The 15,775-nt window shown below is 48.9% G+C and carries 20 protein-coding genes; 13 read left to right on the top strand and 7 right to left on the bottom strand.

The features are described from left to right. The first annotated feature begins 49 nt into the window (after positions 1–49). The gene (locus ABDB98_RS05435; protein ID WP_438421585.1) at positions 50–1,891 is read left to right on the top strand and encodes a bifunctional homocysteine S-methyltransferase/methylenetetrahydrofolate reductase; all 1,842 of its coding nucleotides are present in this window, start codon (positions 50–52) and stop codon (positions 1,889–1,891) included. A 3-nt stretch (positions 1,892–1,894) separates the two neighbouring features. Here ABDB98_RS05435 and ABDB98_RS05430 read toward each other — a convergent pair whose 3' ends face one another. Further along, a complete protein-coding gene (locus ABDB98_RS05430; RefSeq protein ID WP_438421584.1) occupies positions 1,895–2,083 on the bottom strand; it encodes a hypothetical protein in 189 nt (62 codons plus the stop codon). 202 nt (positions 2,084–2,285) lie between these two features. Here ABDB98_RS05430 and ABDB98_RS05425 point away from each other — a divergent pair, with 202 nt between their 5' ends. Beyond that, a complete protein-coding gene (locus ABDB98_RS05425) occupies positions 2,286–2,912 on the top strand; it encodes a pentapeptide repeat-containing protein (protein ID WP_060963109.1) in 627 nt (208 codons plus the stop codon). Between the two features lie 7 nt (positions 2,913–2,919). On the opposite strand, the gene ABDB98_RS05420 is transcribed toward ABDB98_RS05425, so the two are convergent. Further along, on the bottom strand, positions 2,920–4,362 hold the full coding sequence (locus ABDB98_RS05420) for a PLP-dependent aminotransferase family protein (RefSeq protein WP_438421583.1): 1,443 nt from the start codon (positions 4,360–4,362) through the stop codon (positions 2,920–2,922). Between the two features lie 124 nt (positions 4,363–4,486). On the opposite strand from ABDB98_RS05420, the gene ABDB98_RS05415 reads away from it, so the two are divergent. Both ABDB98_RS05415 and ABDB98_RS05410 read left to right on the top strand, forming a co-directional pair. Continuing rightward, positions 4,487–5,095, top strand: coding sequence for a LysE/ArgO family amino acid transporter (locus tag ABDB98_RS05415; RefSeq protein WP_438421582.1), 609 nt, complete (start codon positions 4,487–4,489; stop codon positions 5,093–5,095). A 54-nt stretch (positions 5,096–5,149) separates the two neighbouring features. After that, positions 5,150–5,644 carry a DinB family protein gene (locus ABDB98_RS05410; protein WP_438421581.1) on the top strand — a complete coding sequence of 165 codons (495 nt, stop codon included), beginning with the start codon at positions 5,150–5,152 and terminating at the stop codon, positions 5,642–5,644. Between the two features lie 141 nt (positions 5,645–5,785). On the opposite strand, the gene ABDB98_RS05405 is transcribed toward ABDB98_RS05410, so the two are convergent. Next, a complete protein-coding gene (locus ABDB98_RS05405; protein WP_060963113.1) occupies positions 5,786–6,649 on the bottom strand; it encodes an AraC family transcriptional regulator in 864 nt (287 codons plus the stop codon). 122 nt (positions 6,650–6,771) lie between these two features. On the opposite strand from ABDB98_RS05405, the gene ABDB98_RS05400 reads away from it, so the two are divergent. Beyond that, positions 6,772–8,139, top strand: a complete 1,368-nt coding sequence (locus ABDB98_RS05400) for an MATE family efflux transporter (RefSeq protein WP_438421580.1) — start codon at positions 6,772–6,774, stop codon at positions 8,137–8,139. Positions 8,140–8,176: 37 nt separating this feature from the next. Here the strand turns inward: ABDB98_RS05400 and ABDB98_RS05395 are convergent, their stop codons facing one another. Further along, positions 8,177–8,920: a squalene/phytoene synthase family protein gene (locus tag ABDB98_RS05395; RefSeq protein WP_438421579.1), complete on the bottom strand. Its 744-nt coding sequence runs from the start codon at positions 8,918–8,920 to the stop codon at positions 8,177–8,179. 84 nt (positions 8,921–9,004) lie between these two features. Continuing rightward, positions 9,005–10,846 (bottom strand): asparagine synthase (glutamine-hydrolyzing), encoded by a 1,842-nt coding sequence (asnB, locus tag ABDB98_RS05390; RefSeq protein ID WP_438421578.1) that lies wholly within the window; start codon positions 10,844–10,846, stop codon positions 9,005–9,007. A gap of 174 nt (positions 10,847–11,020) precedes the next feature. On the opposite strand from asnB, the gene ABDB98_RS05385 reads away from it, so the two are divergent. After that, positions 11,021–11,563 carry a DUF2777 family protein gene (locus ABDB98_RS05385; RefSeq protein ID WP_438421577.1) on the top strand — a complete coding sequence of 181 codons (543 nt, stop codon included), beginning with the start codon at positions 11,021–11,023 and terminating at the stop codon, positions 11,561–11,563. A 250-nt stretch (positions 11,564–11,813) separates the two neighbouring features. Here ABDB98_RS05385 and ABDB98_RS05380 read toward each other — a convergent pair whose 3' ends face one another. Beyond that, entirely contained in the window at positions 11,814–12,170 is a 357-nt protein-coding gene (locus ABDB98_RS05380; protein ID WP_045925301.1) for a YisL family protein, read from the bottom strand. Positions 12,171–12,263: 93 nt separating this feature from the next. After that, a complete protein-coding gene (locus ABDB98_RS05375) occupies positions 12,264–13,169 on the bottom strand; it encodes a fumarylacetoacetate hydrolase family protein (protein WP_438421576.1) in 906 nt (301 codons plus the stop codon). 215 nt (positions 13,170–13,384) lie between these two features. On the opposite strand from ABDB98_RS05375, the gene ABDB98_RS05370 reads away from it, so the two are divergent. From ABDB98_RS05370 to ABDB98_RS05340, 7 genes are all read left to right on the top strand, one after another. Next, entirely contained in the window at positions 13,385–13,603 is a 219-nt protein-coding gene (locus ABDB98_RS05370) for an aspartyl-phosphate phosphatase Spo0E family protein (RefSeq protein WP_438421575.1), read from the top strand. Positions 13,604–13,794: 191 nt separating this feature from the next. Continuing rightward, on the top strand, positions 13,795–14,016 hold the full coding sequence (locus ABDB98_RS05365; protein ID WP_060963119.1) for a spore germination protein: 222 nt from the start codon (positions 13,795–13,797) through the stop codon (positions 14,014–14,016). A 12-nt stretch (positions 14,017–14,028) separates the two neighbouring features. Next, positions 14,029–14,265 carry a spore germination protein GerPB gene (locus tag ABDB98_RS05360; RefSeq protein WP_007409164.1) on the top strand — a complete coding sequence of 79 codons (237 nt, stop codon included), beginning with the start codon at positions 14,029–14,031 and terminating at the stop codon, positions 14,263–14,265. Positions 14,266–14,299: 34 nt separating this feature from the next. Then, complete coding sequence (locus tag ABDB98_RS05355) at positions 14,300–14,917, top strand: spore germination protein GerPC (protein WP_045925404.1); 618 nt, start codon at positions 14,300–14,302, stop codon at positions 14,915–14,917. After that, a complete protein-coding gene (locus ABDB98_RS05350) occupies positions 14,914–15,090 on the top strand; it encodes a hypothetical protein (RefSeq protein ID WP_045925299.1) in 177 nt (58 codons plus the stop codon). The genes ABDB98_RS05355 and ABDB98_RS05350 overlap by 4 nt, the downstream gene beginning before the upstream one ends. Next, positions 15,090–15,485, top strand: a complete 396-nt coding sequence (locus ABDB98_RS05345; RefSeq protein WP_438421574.1) for a spore germination protein GerPE — start codon at positions 15,090–15,092, stop codon at positions 15,483–15,485. Before ABDB98_RS05350 ends, ABDB98_RS05345 begins: the two co-directional genes overlap by 1 nt. Before the next feature lie 39 nt (positions 15,486–15,524). After that, entirely contained in the window at positions 15,525–15,743 is a 219-nt protein-coding gene (locus tag ABDB98_RS05340; RefSeq protein WP_045925297.1) for a spore germination protein, read from the top strand. Positions 15,744–15,775 lie beyond the last annotated feature (32 nt).

Here is a 15,775-nt window from a genome sequence, read left to right as displayed (position 1 = left end):
TTTTTTATTTCTCTTTTTTCCTTGCTGAATGTGATGAAGGAGGCAAACAATGGGACTATTACAAGACTTAGAAGAACGGATTTTAATCGGAGACGGCGCGATGGGCACTCTCCTCTACTCCTACGGCATTGACAGATGTTTTGAGGAACTGAATGTATCTAAGCCCGATGAGATCAAGCGGATACATAAGGCATACGTGGAAGCAGGTGCAGACATCATCCAGACGAACACGTACGGCGCGAATTTTATTAAGCTCTCCAGATACGGCCTTGAGGATGAAACGAAAAAAATCAATCAGGAAGCGGTCAAAATCGCGCGCGCTTCCTCAGACGGCGCTTATGTATTGGGAACGATGGGCGGCATCCGCACCTTTAACAAAAACGCCTACAGCCTTGAAGAGATTAAACGCAGCTTTCGGGAGCAGCTTTATTTATTGCTGCACGAAGAGCCGGACGGCCTGCTTTTGGAAACATACTATGATTTAGAAGAGGCGCGCGAAGTGCTGAAGATCGCCAGAAAAGAAACGGAACTTCCGATCATGCTGAACGTATCCATGCACGAACAGGGCGTGCTTCAGGACGGAACGCCGCTTCGGGAAGCTCTCAGATCAATTGCCGATCTCGGCGCTGATATAACGGGAATCAATTGCCGGCTCGGCCCGTACCACATGATTGAAGCGCTGACAGAAGTGCCGATTTTCCGTGACGCTTATTTATCGGTCTATCCGAACAGCAGCCTTCCGTCGTTAGAAGAAGGCCGGCTTGTTTATGATACGGACGATGCCTATTTCCGGGAAAGCGCCGTACAATTCCGCACTCAGGGCGCTCGCATTATCGGCGGCTGCTGCGGCACGACGCCCAACCATATCAGAGCCATGGCTGAAGCGGTCCGCGGACTTTCACCGGTCACTGATAAAGAAGTGAAAATCAGGCGGGAAGAAGAAGTCATCTCAGTCCGGGATGAACGGACCGAGCCGGGTTTAAACGAAATCGCCGCGCAAAAACGGTCAATTATCGTAGAGCTTGACCCGCCGAAAAAATTGAATTTTGACAAATTTCTGCAAGCGGCGGCAGAATTAAAGGAAACCGGCATAGAAGCACTGACGCTCGCCGACAATTCATTGGCGACACCGAGAATCAGCAATGCCGCCTGCGGTTCATTGCTGAAAGAACGCCTTGATATCCGTTCTCTCGTCCATATTACATGCAGAGACCGCAACATCATCGGCCTTCAGTCACATTTAATGGGGCTGGATACGCTCGGGCTTACCGACATTTTAGCCATCACCGGCGATCCTTCAAAAATCGGCGACTTTCCGGGGGCTACCTCCGTCTATGATTTAACGTCCTTTGACTTGATCAGACTGATTAAACAATTCAACGAGGGCATTTCTTTATCGGGGAAACCGCTCGGCAAGAAAACAAACTTTTCCGTAGCCGGGGCGTTTAACCCGAATGTCCGTCATTTGGATAAGGCCGTAAAACGGCTGGAGAAAAAAATCGAGTGCGGCGCTGACTACTTCGTGTCTCAGCCTGTTTACTCAGAGCAGCAGCTCATTGACATTCATCATGAAACAAAACATCTCAATACACCGGTGTATATCGGAATCATGCCGTTAACGAGCAGCCGCAATGCAGAGTTCATTCATCATGAAATCCCGGGCATTAAGCTGTCTGACAGCATCCGCGAAAAAATGGCGCTCGCCGGCGAAGACAAGCGGAAGCAGAAAGCCGAGGGCCTTGCCATCGCCAAGTCGCTTCTTGACACGGCGTGCGAACTGTTTAACGGAATTTATTTAATCACCCCGTTTCTCCGTTCTGATTTGACGTCAGAGCTTGCTGCTTATATTAAGCAAAAGGATGAAAAGCGGGCCGATGTATATTTGCATTGATAATCAAGAAGCCGCCTGATGTGACAGGCGGCTTTTTATCACAGCAGAAGACACGTACGCGATCTGACACGACGTGCTGCGCGGCATGGCGGCGCTTGAGGAATACCGGACGCAAAAAGCGGGAAGCACGTTAATCTGGCCGGAATGGGGGCGGCCCCTTTGAATACCCGGCATCGGCCCCCATGTGATCATGTATAAAGAACTCTCCTGAAACAGAAAAAGCGCTCATAGAAGCATCCTCTGAGCGCTTTTGCATCAACTGCCGTATTGACGCCTCCCCGCTTTTTTATTACCCTTTGTTCATAAAGCAACATGCAATTCGGCAAGGACGCCAGGTATGAAACGATATCTGTCAACTGCTGATCAGCTATTTTTTATGAAAAGGGAGTATGAGATGAATACGATCCAAAAACCGAAAATCCCGAAAGAGCTGCCGGTGCTTTCTTTCGCTGAAGCGCTTCAAGACGATCAGATCAAAGAAGCCGTCATTGAAAACGGCATCATAAGCGGCAAACTGCACGGCCTGCGCGCCGAAAAAGTCATTTTCAGAAATACCGTTTTTACAGATGTCTCTTTCAGACATATGGAATGTACGGATGTTTTGTTTGAAAAATGTGATGTTTCAAACGCAGATTTCAGCGGAAGCATCATCCATAGAACAGTCTTTCAGCATTCAAAACTTCTCGGCTTGAATCTGGCCGATGCTGCCATGCGCAACGTGCGGTTTGAAGACTGCCTCGCAAATTACAGCTCCTTCAGCTATTCCAATATGAAGCATGTCCGGTTCGACACGTGCGCTCTTACAGAAAGCGAGTGGAATGATGCCGCGCTTGAACACACAGATCTTGAGGCATGTGATCTGAACGGTGCAAACTTCATCGGCACGTCCCTTTTTAACATGGATATCAGCACGTGCACATTTGATCACCTGCACATCTCACTTGATAAGCTGAAAGGATGCCGAATCTCTCCGGCGCATGCCGTTACATTCGCAGAAGCGCTCGGAGCCATTGTGACGTGACCTTTTATCAAACGAAACGGCGGGCGATGTCCGCTATCGTTTGAATGCCTTTTTCCAAGTCCGGTAAGGATGCGTACGAATAGGAAAGACGCAGGCTTTTCCGGTCTTCGGGAAGATAAAGAGCGCCAGGGTTGATCAGCACGCCGGCCTCCAAGGCACGGGTGAAAAACGTTTGAACGGCGAACGCTTGATGAAAGGTGACCCAAATATAAAACCCTCCCTCCGGCACACGCCACTCCGCAATATCTCCCGCGTATCTTTCAAGAAAACGCAGTGCCGCATCTCTTCTTATTTTGAGTTCCTTTCTGAGACGCAAGAGACGCTTTTCATAGCGGCCGCTTGACAGCCATTGATATGCAGCCCATTGAGATAAAGCGCTGGAACCGTAATCCGTCTGCATTTTAATATCAGCGAGCCTGTCTGCAACCCGCTCAGGGGCGACGACCCATCCGATGCGCAGACCCGGGCTTACGGTTTTTGACAGTGTGCCGATATACAGCACATTCCCCTCACCATCCATCGATTTTAACGGAGGCGGCGGTTCTTTATCGATCCATAAATCACCGTATGCGTCATCTTCAATGACAGGCAGGCGGTGATTTCTTGCAAGTGCGATGAGTTCCTTTCTCCGCTTAAGTGACATCACCGTTCCCGCCGGATTATGGAATGACGGAATGGTATACAGCAGTCCCGCTTCGTATTGCCGACGGTAAGCGGGAAGAAGGTCCGTTTTGATTCCGTTCTCATCCATCGGCACTCCCTTAAGCGTGACACCCGCTGATTGAAACACGCGCAGGGAGTGGAGATACGACGGATTTTCAGTCAGCATGACAGAGTTTGGTTTTAGCAGCCCGATTGAAATGAGCTGAAGCGCCTGCAGCGCGCCCGAGACGATGACGATGGAGGCCAGGGACGCGTGAATCCCCTTTGTTTTTAAATGTTCCGCAACGCTTTGCCGAAGCTGAAGGCTGCCCTTCGGTTCTTCATAGCCGAGCGCAAAAATGTTAGTTCCCGCTTCACGGAACAGTTCCGCCGTCTCCTGCTCAGGCAGCAGCTCTTGACTCAGCTCACCCGTCCCCAGCCTGATCAGATCCGGACGCGGCTCGTTTTGATTAATGGCCTGAATCAAGGCTGAATTCGGCTGATGACTTCCCGATGTCACATATACGGTCCAATCAAGCGGCTTAGCCGCCGCCATCATGCTCCACGTATTGTTGACGACTTTTGTGCCTCCCCCTCTTTTTCCTTCCAGAAGACCTTGGGCGATTAACTCATCAATTGCCGCCGTCACTGTGCTTCGATTGACTTGAAGCTCCTCAGCGAGCTTTCTTTGCGAGGGAATTTTCGTGCCGATCGTCCATTCCCCATGAAGTATTTTTTCTTTGATATGCTGTTCAATCTGAAGATAAAGCGGTATGTATGACTCACGATCCGGACGCCAGCTTTTCATACGAATCCCTCCTTGTTTACTCATTATACATTTGGCTGGTTTAAGCGTCAGCCAAATGGCCGGAGACATCCGCACACGGGGCGTTTACAATAGTTTTCAGTTGATGATTGGAGGAGTTTACGACATGAATGCTATTCTTCACGGAGTGATGCTCGCTTTCGGTCTTATTTTGCCATTGGGCGCGCAAAACGTGTTTATTTTTCAGCAGGGAGCCTGGCAGAAACATGTGTGGCAGGCGTTTCCCGCAGTCACAGTTGCCGCGGTATGCGATACGATTCTCATCAGCGCCGCCGTCGCAGGCGTGTCAGTCATTATTGCAGAGATTCCCCTCTTTCAGACCGTCATGCTTATATGCGGCTTTTTGTTTCTCAGTTTTTTAGGCTGGCAGACATGGCGAAGCAAGCCGCAGGCCGAACAGGCGAAAAAAACGGTTTTCACGGCGAAAAAACAGGCGGCCACAGCCGCCATGGTGTCCCTTTTGAACCCTCATGCGATTTTGGATACCGTCAGTGTCATCGGCACAAGCTCCGCCGCCTATCCGGGAATTGATAAATGGCTGTTCGCCGGTGCTTGTATCGCGGTGTCCTGGGTATGGTTTGCCGGACTGGCATTTGCGGGACGGCTCATTCAAACAGCGGATACAGGCGGCAAGCTGCTCGGCATCCTGAATAAATGCTCGGCATTGGTGATGTGGGGTGCGGCTTTTTATTTTGCGGCGCTTTTGCTCAGATAAAAGGAATTCTCCCAAGCCATGTTGAATGTATCGAAAGGAAAAGGGGGAATTGGAGTGTCAGACATTGTAAAGCTTTATCACTATCACAGATGGGCGAATAAGGAGGTCCTCCAGCATCTGAAGACCTTGCCCGCTGCAAGCTTACAGCAGAAACTGCAAAGTGTTTTTCCGACTGTGAACGCCGTGCTTGTGCATATATACCGGGCTGATTACATTTGGCTTCATGTGCTTTACGGAGAAACTTACGAACAAATCGTCTCGCAATTTGACCGATTTGAAAAGCTCGGCGGAGATTTTGCGGCGATTGAACATAGAATGACTGAGCTGGACAAAGAATACAACAAATTTTTAAGAGAATTGGAGAACCCGGAAAGTCCGATCTCCATTTCCCATCCGCGTCTGGGATCGCTCCAGACGACATATGCCGATGTGATCCGCCATGTTGTGAATCATGGCACATACCATCGCGGCAATATAACCGCGATGCTTCATCAAATGGGATATAAAGGCGTGCCGACTGACTACATTTTTTTCTCATACGAATCATAAAAAAGCAAAGGCTGGCTGAGCCTTTGCTTTTTTACTTCAAATCTATCATCATCCGGCATAGCTGGAAGCGCCCGCTTTTTCGGCCACGTCGTAAATTGTTATTTTCATGCTTGCTGATCCCTTCTGTTCTCTGGTATTAGGTCAGTCCGTTTTCCGGCTTACGAATTTGCGGTATTCAAGCGGCGAAATGCCTTCAATCTGTTTAAACAGTTTAGAAAAGTAGGTCGGGTCCTCCATGCCGATGGCGTCCGCGATCGCCCCCATTTTGTCATTGGTTGCGGACAAAAGACGCTTCGCCTCCGTCATTCTGACTTTGTTCGTATACTGGCCGGGCGTGACGCCGAGCACCTGCTGCATACAGCGGGTCACATAGTCTTGATTGTAATGAAGAGCCGAAGAGAGCGCTTTGATGGTTGTTTTCTCCTGATAGTGCTCCTGCAGGTACCGGGCGGCCTCCCATGCGACTCTTTCCTTTGCGGACGGTATTTGGAACGCTTCCTTTTGAAGGTGAAGCAGCAGCTCCTCAAACAAAATTTGCTTTCTCAGCGGCAGGTCGGAGTTCTCAGCGCTGTCATCTGTCAGGACACTGAATTGCCCAGCCATAAACTGCGGGCGTCTCACTTTTCCTTTTTGCGGCAAGGATAGGCGATAGCGGGCCGGCTCTTCAAAACTGCCTTTTTTCCGCCTCAGCTCCGCCCAGTTGTTACCGGCTGTTTCCGCCACCTCATAATCCGCTCCCTCAAAATGAAGCCACAAATAGGAGGTCGTTTCTTCACTGCCTTTTGTTCCGTAATGTTCAAGGCCGGGAGAGAGCAGAATATATTCTCCGGCTTCAACGGAAAAGGCGTTTTCGCTTTCTGTAATGTGAAGGACGCCTTCTTTCACATACAGCAGATCAAACACCGGGAAGACCCGTCTCACATGGGTTTCGCCTTTTTTGAACACCCCTTCTCCCGCAGCGATAAAGACCGGGAACGGAGGGACTGTGAACTCGAGAAAGGTCATATTTTCGGCCCTCCTTTTTAAGTCGGATTTTTGCAAGAAGTTTCGTTTCTCTCCCTTTTTATTATAAGAAAATGGAGGTACACTGTTAAACGTTGATTTTGTCAGGAAAGGGGTTAAAAGAAATGAAACAAGCGATTTTAAAACGGGCTGCATTCAAACAATCTTCTGATCACAAACTCTCATTATACGCGCTGACTTGGCCGATTTTTATTGAGGTTTCATTATATATGTTTATGGGAAACGCCGACACTCTTATGCTTAGCCAATACTCTGACAACAGTGTGGCGGCCGTGGGCGTCAGCAATCAGATCTTAAATTTAATTATCGTGATGTTCAGCTTTATCGCAACGGGTACGACAATTGTGATTTCGCAGTTTTTAGGCTCTAAACAGAAAAAAGAAGCGCAGGAAGTGGCTTATGTATCGATAGGAGCGAACTTCGTCATCAGTCTCGCCATCAGCGCCGCCGTGTTTTTCGCGGCTGTTCCGCTGCTTCATGTCATGGGTCTTTCCGATGAATTGATGCCGGATGCCAAAGCCTTTTTGCAGGTGGTCGGCGGGCTGTCATTTATTCAGGCACTGATTATGACGTTCAGCGCCATTTTAAAAAGCTACGGTCATACGAAAGATACGATGTTCGTTACGATCGGGATGAATATATTAAATATTGCCGGAAACTTTCTTGTCATTTTCGGGCCGCTCGGCCTGCCGGTGCTGGGCGTCGCCGGAGTTGCGATGTCAACGTCCATCGCGCGGATCATCGGACTGATCGCTATGGTTGTGATCGTCAAAAAACGTATCGGACTCGGTCTTACATGGAAAAAGATCTTTCACGTTCATAAAGAACACTTGCGGAAACTCCTGAAAATCGGAATTCCGTCTGCAGGTGAACAGCTGTCTTATAACATTTCACAAATGGTTGTCACTTATTTTATCGCCATTATGGGCGCCCAGGCGCTTACAACAAAGGTATATACACAAAACATCACCATGTTTATCCTGCTGTTCGGAACGGCGATCAGCCAAGGCACCCAGATTTTGATCAGCAGGTACATCGGCGCCAAACAGTTTGACGACGCTTATGACCGCTGTATGAAAAGCCTGTACTGGGCGCTTGGCATTGCCGCAATGACATCGGTTATCATGACCTTGTTTTCAAAGCAGCTGATCGGAATTTTCACAAGCAGCCCTGATATTATTGCGACGGCGAGCATGCTGATTGCCATGACGATCATTCTTGAGCCCGGCCGTTCATTTAATGTCATTATCATCAACTCGCTCCGGGCTGCCGGAGATGCAAAATTCCCCGTCTATATGGCGATGATTTCCATGTGGGGCATCGGTCTGCCTCTCGCTTACCTGTTCGGCATCCATTTCGGATTGGGGCTTATTGGGATTTGGATTTCATTTATCGCGGATGAATGGGTCAGAGGCATTCTCATGTACAGAAGATGGCGGTCACGGATTTGGATTCAAAAAGGGATTGCATAAACGCCCGAAGCTTCATTATGAAGCCGGGGCGTTTTTTTTATGCTTGAGAAAGCCGTTTTCTCATGCTTTCGAGCTCTGACCGGTAATGAGCCAGCAAACCGGTAACGGCGGGCCTTGAGTATAACGGAAACAGCTCCAGCTCTTCAGACGCCTCCTCAAAATACGCCTCGGCTTCGAATGCGATATACTCCCATACATTCACAAAAGCTTTGTTGATCGTGCGGTTCTCCAGCTCTTGTTCCGTATAGCCGAATTGCGCCATCACCTGACGCGGAAGGCGCTTTTTCATCCGCTCATCCGCACAGACCCCGGTGAGAACCCGGCTCAGCTGAATGGCAGCTCCTAATGAAACGGCTGCATGGCGGAGTTTCTCTTGATTTCGGCGGGCGCAAACCGGCAGCAGAAGCAGGCCGAGGGCTCCGCCTGTTTGGCCCGCGTACATCAGCAGGTCATCAAACTCTTGGCAGGTCTCTTTTTCTCTGTCAGACCTTTGGCCGGCGATAAACTCACGTAACGGTTCTTCTTCGAGCGCAAATTGCTGCCTCACATCGGCGAGCGCTTTCCACAAAAAGCCGTCGGCGCCTGTCCCGTTCATAAAGTCTTGTGCTGCCTGTTCAAATCCCTCAAACTCCCGGACATCCGCAAGCTGTTCAGCTTCATGAAACAAAGCCAGCACCGCCCACGCGGCCTGTCTGTTTTTTGGCGGCAGGGATGAAAAAATCCGTTTATATAAAGGAAAGTGCGCCTCGGCAAGCTGCGCGCATGTTTCGTATTCAGTCATGGTATCACTCCTCTGTTTTTTAGTGTACCATATGTTTCACCATAAAAAGACCGATATCCTCAGCGGAAACCGGTCGCGGCACTGTTATTCTTCTATATCGATACGGTACGCCTCAAACCATGTATGGATCTGGGCGAGATGGGCGATCAGCTGCGGGCCCTTCATCAGCTGGCCGAACCACGGAACCTGAAAAGACGAACCCTCTGTCTCCAGCAGCATTTCCAGCTTCTTTCTGTCCAGCAGGGTGTGAAGCACGGAATCTTTATGCTGCAAAATCGTTTTCAGCCACTCTGTGACCCCTTGTGTGTATTTCGGATGATGGGTTTTCGGATAAGGGCTTTTTTTGCGGTACAGAACCTCTTCCGGAAGCAGCCCTTCAAGCGCCTTCCGCAAAATGCCTTTTTCCCGGCTGCCGTGCATTTTCATTTCCCAAGGGATGTTCCAGACGTATTCTACAAGTCTGTGATCGGCGAACGGCACGCGCACTTCCAGACTTGCTCCCATGCTCATGCGGTCTTTGCGGTCGAGCAGATTTGTCATAAACCAAAGCATATTTAAGTAGAAAAGCTGCCGTCTCGCTTTGTCTGTTCCCGTCTCACCGTCTAACAGCGGCGTTTCCGCAATGGTTTCTTCATATCTCGCATTCACGTATTCTCTTAGGTTCAGCCGTTTTTGCCATTTTTCGTCCAAGAGGGTGATTCTCTCCTCAGTGGATCTCATCCAAGGAAATCCGTCTTCTTCCGCCGCGGTGTGAAACCATGGATATCCGCCGAAAATTTCGTCCGCGCATTCTCCGGAAAGGCTCACGACAAAATCTTTTTTAATTTCACGGCAGAACCACAGCAGCGAGGAATCAACATCCGCCATGCCCGGCAGGTCTCTGACGAGAACGGATTCCTCCAGATGTTCAACCAGCTCATCCTGCGTAATCACACACTTATGGTGCTGTGTGCCGAATGCAGCTGTCATTTTATCGATCCACGGGCCGTCATCATTCGGCTGAAATGAACTCGCTTTAAAGAATTTGCCGTTCTCCTCATAATCAATGGAATAAGTATGGAGGGGATCTTTGCCTTCTTTCTCAAAATGAGCGGCGGCTATCGCGGTAATCGCGCTCGAATCAAGCCCCCCAGACAAAAACGTACAAACCGGCACGTCAGATACGAGCTGGCGCGTTACTGCATCCTGAAATAAGTGCCGAATGTGAGCTGCGGTGTCATCGAAGCTGTCTGTATGCTTTTCGCTTTTTACATTCCAATAACGCCATATGGACAAACCGTCCTTTGAAAAAGTGAACGCATGAGCGGGACGCACTTCGTGAATTCCTTTAAATACCCCGCAGCCTGGTGTTCTGGACGGCCCGAGCCCGAAAACTTCCGCAAGTCCGCTGCTGTCTGTGCGGGCTTTCACATCCGGATGGGCAAGGATGGCCTTCAATTCCGATCCAAACAGAAAGGAAGAGCCGTGTTCTTTATAAAAAAACGGTTTGACGCCGAGCCGGTCTCTTGCTCCAAACAGCCGCTCCCGTTTTTCATCCCAGATGGCAAAAGCGTAAATACCGTTTAAGCGGTCAACGCACTCCTCCCGCCACTCAATATAGCTGTGCAGCAGCACTTCTGTATCAGAGGTCCGTTCAAAACGGTGGCCCCTCGCCTGCAGCTCCCTCCGCAATTCTTCCGTATTATACAGCTCGCCATTATAAATGATGGTGTACGTTTCCCCTTGATGCGTGCAGCCCATCGGCTGGCGGCCGCCTTCAATATCAACGACCGAAAGTCGTTTATGTCCGAATAAAACATGGGGCTCTCCCCAGACGTTTGAATCATCAGGCCCTCGTTTTGAAAGAGTGTCTATCATATTGTTCATAATATGTTTCTCTTGGACGAGCTGCTTTTGAAAATCGACCCAACCCGCAATTCCACACATGTGATATCAGCTCCAATCCCGTTTCTGTCGGTATCAAATTCGTTTCTATCAGCACTTTACCCAGTTTATGCAAAGAAACGCAGATAGTTGATTTGTCCCACTAAGAGTTGTATGAGACAAGCCTGATTTGGAAAGAACGGAAGAGAAGAAACAAACAAAGGAGACCGCACGGATATGAAACGAAAACAGCTTTTCTCAGAAAAAAACAAATGGGGGCGCGGCACTCTGATCATAGAAGACGGCATCTGTCTCGTCGAAAACGATGAGGGCGATATCCTGCTGGCAGACAGTCTAGGAAACGCCGCCGTCTTGATGAAATGTGACGGCAGATGGCAGCAAGCCCAGATTCACGGCGCTTCAGCCGAAATCGGCGCAGACACGGTTGCCCTGTTCGGCGGAGAAGAGATCCGGTATGAGAAAGCGGTCAAACGGCCGCTGTTAACCTTGCTCGATTCGCTGGACGATGAAACGTTTCTGCTGTTTCTCAGCCATCTGCACGGGTTCGGCCTGTCTGTATATGATTGCGTATTTTCCTACAATCAGACGCTGTTTTCCGGTGAAGGGGTCTCGTTTTATCACTTTTCGGCAGATGACGCCCAATGCGCCCTGCAGCATCACCGCGGCAGCCCGGGTAAGCATGACAGATTTGAATGGACGGCATCTGACGGGCGGCGCTCCATTATGTATTCAGCGGCCAAACACGGCGGAACAGCGTAAAAAACAGGCGGTGCCTTTTAAATAGGTGCCGCCTGTTTTTTACGCTGATTGACGCCCGGCGTTTGCTTTTACCCTTCACAGCCGTAGCTTTTGCGGTCACAAGAGTGATTGACGCTTTTGGCATCCTGCACATCTCCTTCGCCTCATCAACATCCCCCTGTCACGGCATTTCTCATTCAGCGGCACAGTTGCGCAGAATGTATGCATAAATAAAAAAACCCGGATTACATCCGGGTTTTCAAGCGATTGATTAAAATATGTGAAAGCCGATCGGCAAGTGAAGGCCGAGAAGCACCGTCAGGATGAGCACGATAATAAAACCGATCCACAGTCCTCCGGTCGATTTGCCTTTTTTCTTGCGGATGACCAGCATTTCCATCAGTCCGATGGTAATGATGCCGAGCAGCATTTTTCCGGCGTATTCTCCGTTCCAATTCGCAAAACGGACAAACAGTTCAGCGCCGGTCAAAATAATAATAATGTAGAATAAGCGCAGAATCATATGCGTTATTTTTGCGCCCTTCGCTTTTCCGGAGCCGTACAGCCCGTAGCTGACAAACACCAGGATAAGCGCAACGACCCATGAAGTAATATGCCAATGTGTCATTATGTTCAATTCCCCCTATCAGATCAATCTGCCTCACTTATGGTACCACAACAAGCCGCTGTGAGCATAATCATTCTCAAGAAAAACACTCAATTATCCGATTTGGTTCGACAGCGTGCCGATCGGTTCAATTGTAATATCAATGCGGTCTCCCGGCTGTAAAAATATCGGCGGCTTAAATCCTTTCCCGACACCGGACGGCGTCCCCGTCGCTATAATGTCCCCGGCTTCAAGCGTCATTCCTTTTGACAGCGTCTCGATTAATTCAGCAATCGGAAAAATCATGTCGCCCGTTGATCCTGATTGGCGCAGTTCCCCGTTCACCCGCGTTTCAACTTGCAGGCTTTGCGGATCACTGACAGCTGATTTATGTACAATGACCGGTCCCATCGGGCATGTCGTATCTAGGCTTTTGCCGATAAAAAACTGTTGATGCTTTTTCTGCAGATCGCGCGCTGTTATATCATTTACTATGGTATAGCCGAATACATGATCGAGCGCATGTTCTTTGGAGATGTGTGATCCGCTTTTTGATATGATAACCGCAAGCTCCCCTTCATAATCAAGCTGCTCCGTTACGTCCAAGTGGCTTTTCACCGTTTCTCCGTGACCCGTAACGGCGGTCGGGGCTTTTGTAAAAACCATGGGATGCTCCGGGATATCCGCCTCGCTTCCCATTTCAACGGCATGATCACGGTAATTTTTCCCGATGCAGATCACGTTCTTTGAAGGTCTCGGAATAGGCGCGCAAAGCTTCACGTCAGACAGCGCATACATAAATGAACCCGACTCATCATTCGGTTTTTTCGCCCATTCCGCAAGCTGCCCGGCATGCGCGACGAACTTTTCCCCCTTTTGAATGCACTCGATCAGCGAACCCGGAATCGTCTCAAGTTCAAACAGTTTCTTTTCAGCCTTTTGCAGATCTAAGATTTTGTCATCATCAATGATCAGACCGACAAATTTCCGGCTGTTCAGTTCCCCTGTCGCAAATTTCATGTTAATCCCCCATCATTTTTAAATCTGGCATCTTTATGTATTCTTTCTGCAGGCGGGAAATTCCTCTTTTGAACAGGCTGAAAATCATCGTAAAAGAGTATCAAAAATTGTCACTTTTTTAGTCATATTGACGAAATAAAACCTTCTCAGCCAAAATAGGTTATACTATTCTCATCCTATGTTTTCCAAAATAATCGAGAATTGGAGATCGCACGATGAACAGAAAAATTGAAGAAAAAAGATTGACTTTATTCGAGACAGCGCAAAAATTCGGAATCAACGCGACGGAGACCATCAGGTGCAGCCAGGAGCTGGACAGCCTCTTAAACGGGTGCCGGGGCGGGCTCATCCAACAAACGAAAGACGGCGGGATGAACCCGGCCGCACAGATACAGCCGGAGTACACAGCAGGAAAAAAACAGGCTTTCTCATAAACATGATATGTATATAGATCTGAATCATTTGTTTTAAGACCCGGCATGCTTAAAGCGCCGGTGTTTTTTTATGCCTAAAGTTTTTTCCGCTCACAAAAATGTGCGTTTGTCATAAGCTATTTTAGGCAGGCAGCCCAAATAAGCTCCTGGAGTGTATTCCATTAAAATTTTCACGAAAAGGATGTGCTCGTATGCCCGCAATTGTCGGAGCGTTTAAAATTAATGCCGTCGGTACGAGCGGAGTCGTTCATATAGGCGACTGCATCACCATTTCTCCAAAAGCAGAGGTTAAGACATTTGCCGGAGCGGGCAGCTTTAATACCGGAGACAATCTCACACTGACGAATTACAGGAATGCAACGAATGTGTACGATAATGATGTAATCGATCAGCCGATGGCAGGTAACGCATAAAGGAGGCGCCGTATGAATTTTTACGTCAATCAGTCGATCCATATCAATTACATGCGTGTAGAATCTGTCAGCAATTCCTCCATACTGCAAATCGGGAGCGCCGGTTCAATTAAATCTCTTTCCAATCTGTATAACACAGGGAGCTATGTAGAGCCAGCGCCGCCTGTCACCGCGGGGCAGCAGACTGTAACCACAGGGGGAGGCCCCGGCACCTCATCATTTGTACCGCTCCAGCCGCCAAGCCGGTAGTTCAATGAAGGAAACGAGACGCGAGGTGAATGTCATGTATGATCAATCGGTTTCATCCTACCTGCAGAATTTAAATTCCTTCGTCCAGCAGCAGGCGCTTCAGATTCAGGAGCTCGAACGGCAGCTGAAAGAATTTCAGAGTGAAATATCAACACTGAAACAGCAGCCTTCCACAAGGATTGATCGGCTCGAATATAAATTTGATCAGCTGAAAATTGAACGGCTGGAAGGAACGCTGAATATCGGATTGAATCCGACTGATCCGAATGCCGTGCAAAATTTTGAAGTCGGCCAGACAACTCCGCAGGTCGGAATGATGCAGCAGGAACAGGCGGGCCAGCAAATGCAGCAAATCCGCCAAAACGTCGATATGTACCTGAATGAAGAAATCCCCGTGCTGTTAGAGCAGCTCGAAACACAGTATGAGAGCAGGCTGGACGAAACGAACAAATATCATATTATAGAAGATATCAGAAAGCAGATGGACAGCCGTATTAAGTATTACCTGTCCCAAGTCCAGAAAGAAGAAAACACGACGCCCGCGCAATACGCAGAGCAGATTGCCGAACACGTGAAGCGTGATATTGTCAGGGCCGTCGAGCATTTTATTAAACACATACCAGGTGAAATGAAAGGTGATGATCCGTCATGATTTTTACAGTGATTAACCGGAATATTGAAGTCGGCGACATCCGGTCTACCGGTGTGTCCAGTTCTTCCCTATTATTAATCGGCGACACCGAGTCCGTCTATCTGTCTTCCATCTTTGATACACCTCCGGAATCTCTCATTATCGGGCCTCTTGTGCCGCTGGCTCAGGAATAATGTTAAAGCGGATTTCACGCCTCAGGAACGCCAAAATCAATTCAGTCGGGATCGGGAGTGTTTTTCAAGCAGGCGATTCGAATGAAATCAATATGAAAGTCAAAGTATTGGCCGATCAGCGCAGTGTTGCTGTATACAGAGACGATGAGGGCTCGTTTAACACAAAAGAATACCAGATCTTTCGGCAGCCGGCCGTCATGCCGTTACCGGAAACGGGAGTTCAAAGTGCATTCAGCCATGAAAACCCTTCGATTCGGGTAAGAAATCTGAAAGTCCAAGGGGTATCGTCAGCGTCCGTGGTTCAAATCGGATCAACGTCGGTCGTGCTGGGCGATTCGAGGCTGAAACATATTAGGCAGATCGAGTCACCGAGCTCACAAACGCCGCAGCCCTGACATATAATGACGGTGAGACTTCTATAAAGGGTGTCGTTTATGCCAGCAATTACCGGACCTATAGCTATCAATTCCATATCGGGCGGAGTCGTAAACTTTGGTGATTCCTTTTACCTTTCTCCAAAAAGCTCTTCTAAATCTGCGCTCGGTTCGGGAGCAGGCAATACCGGAGATTTCCTGTTATTAAACAACGTTGTCAATGCGACAAACTATATAGACCCCGATGTCAGCGATCAGAATGTGACCGGAAACGCATAAAAAGCAGCCGCTCTTTAAAGAGAGGGCTGCTT

Source organism: Bacillus siamensis, assembly GCF_051628075.1.
GTDB classification, from domain to species: domain Bacteria; phylum Bacillota; class Bacilli; order Bacillales; family Bacillaceae; genus Bacillus; species Bacillus siamensis.
The sequence above is the reverse complement of the archived record's forward strand: the minus strand, read 5'-3'. Positions and strand labels throughout refer to the sequence as shown.

What these genes read in the sequence shown, in the direction of transcription:
- ABDB98_RS05435 (WP_438421585.1), top strand. Translation starts at nt 50, where the DNA reads ATGGGACTATTACAAGACTTAGAAGAACGGATTTTAATCGGAGACGGC.
- ABDB98_RS05430 (WP_438421584.1), bottom strand. Translation starts at nt 2,083, where the DNA reads ATGATCACATGGGGGCCGATGCCGGGTATTCAAAGGGGCCGCCCCCAT.
- ABDB98_RS05425 (WP_060963109.1), top strand. Translation starts at nt 2,286, where the DNA reads ATGAATACGATCCAAAAACCGAAAATCCCGAAAGAGCTGCCGGTGCTT.
- ABDB98_RS05420 (WP_438421583.1), bottom strand. Translation starts at nt 4,362, where the DNA reads ATGAAAAGCTGGCGTCCGGATCGTGAGTCATACATACCGCTTTATCTT.
- ABDB98_RS05415 (WP_438421582.1), top strand. Translation starts at nt 4,487, where the DNA reads ATGAATGCTATTCTTCACGGAGTGATGCTCGCTTTCGGTCTTATTTTG.
- ABDB98_RS05405 (WP_060963113.1), bottom strand. Translation starts at nt 6,649, where the DNA reads ATGACCTTTCTCGAGTTCACAGTCCCTCCGTTCCCGGTCTTTATCGCT.
- ABDB98_RS05400 (WP_438421580.1), top strand. Translation starts at nt 6,772, where the DNA reads ATGAAACAAGCGATTTTAAAACGGGCTGCATTCAAACAATCTTCTGAT.
- ABDB98_RS05395 (WP_438421579.1), bottom strand. Translation starts at nt 8,920, where the DNA reads ATGACTGAATACGAAACATGCGCGCAGCTTGCCGAGGCGCACTTTCCT.
- asnB (WP_438421578.1), bottom strand. Translation starts at nt 10,846, where the DNA reads ATGTGTGGAATTGCGGGTTGGGTCGATTTTCAAAAGCAGCTCGTCCAA.
- ABDB98_RS05385 (WP_438421577.1), top strand. Translation starts at nt 11,021, where the DNA reads ATGAAACGAAAACAGCTTTTCTCAGAAAAAAACAAATGGGGGCGCGGC.
- ABDB98_RS05380 (WP_045925301.1), bottom strand. Translation starts at nt 12,170, where the DNA reads ATGACACATTGGCATATTACTTCATGGGTCGTTGCGCTTATCCTGGTG.
- ABDB98_RS05375 (WP_438421576.1), bottom strand. Translation starts at nt 13,169, where the DNA reads ATGAAATTTGCGACAGGGGAACTGAACAGCCGGAAATTTGTCGGTCTG.
- ABDB98_RS05370 (WP_438421575.1), top strand. Translation starts at nt 13,385, where the DNA reads ATGAACAGAAAAATTGAAGAAAAAAGATTGACTTTATTCGAGACAGCG.
- ABDB98_RS05365 (WP_060963119.1), top strand. Translation starts at nt 13,795, where the DNA reads ATGCCCGCAATTGTCGGAGCGTTTAAAATTAATGCCGTCGGTACGAGC.
- ABDB98_RS05360 (WP_007409164.1), top strand. Translation starts at nt 14,029, where the DNA reads ATGAATTTTTACGTCAATCAGTCGATCCATATCAATTACATGCGTGTA.
- ABDB98_RS05355 (WP_045925404.1), top strand. Translation starts at nt 14,300, where the DNA reads ATGTATGATCAATCGGTTTCATCCTACCTGCAGAATTTAAATTCCTTC.
- ABDB98_RS05350 (WP_045925299.1), top strand. Translation starts at nt 14,914, where the DNA reads ATGATTTTTACAGTGATTAACCGGAATATTGAAGTCGGCGACATCCGG.
- ABDB98_RS05345 (WP_438421574.1), top strand. Translation starts at nt 15,090, where the DNA reads ATGTTAAAGCGGATTTCACGCCTCAGGAACGCCAAAATCAATTCAGTC.
- ABDB98_RS05340 (WP_045925297.1), top strand. Translation starts at nt 15,525, where the DNA reads ATGCCAGCAATTACCGGACCTATAGCTATCAATTCCATATCGGGCGGA.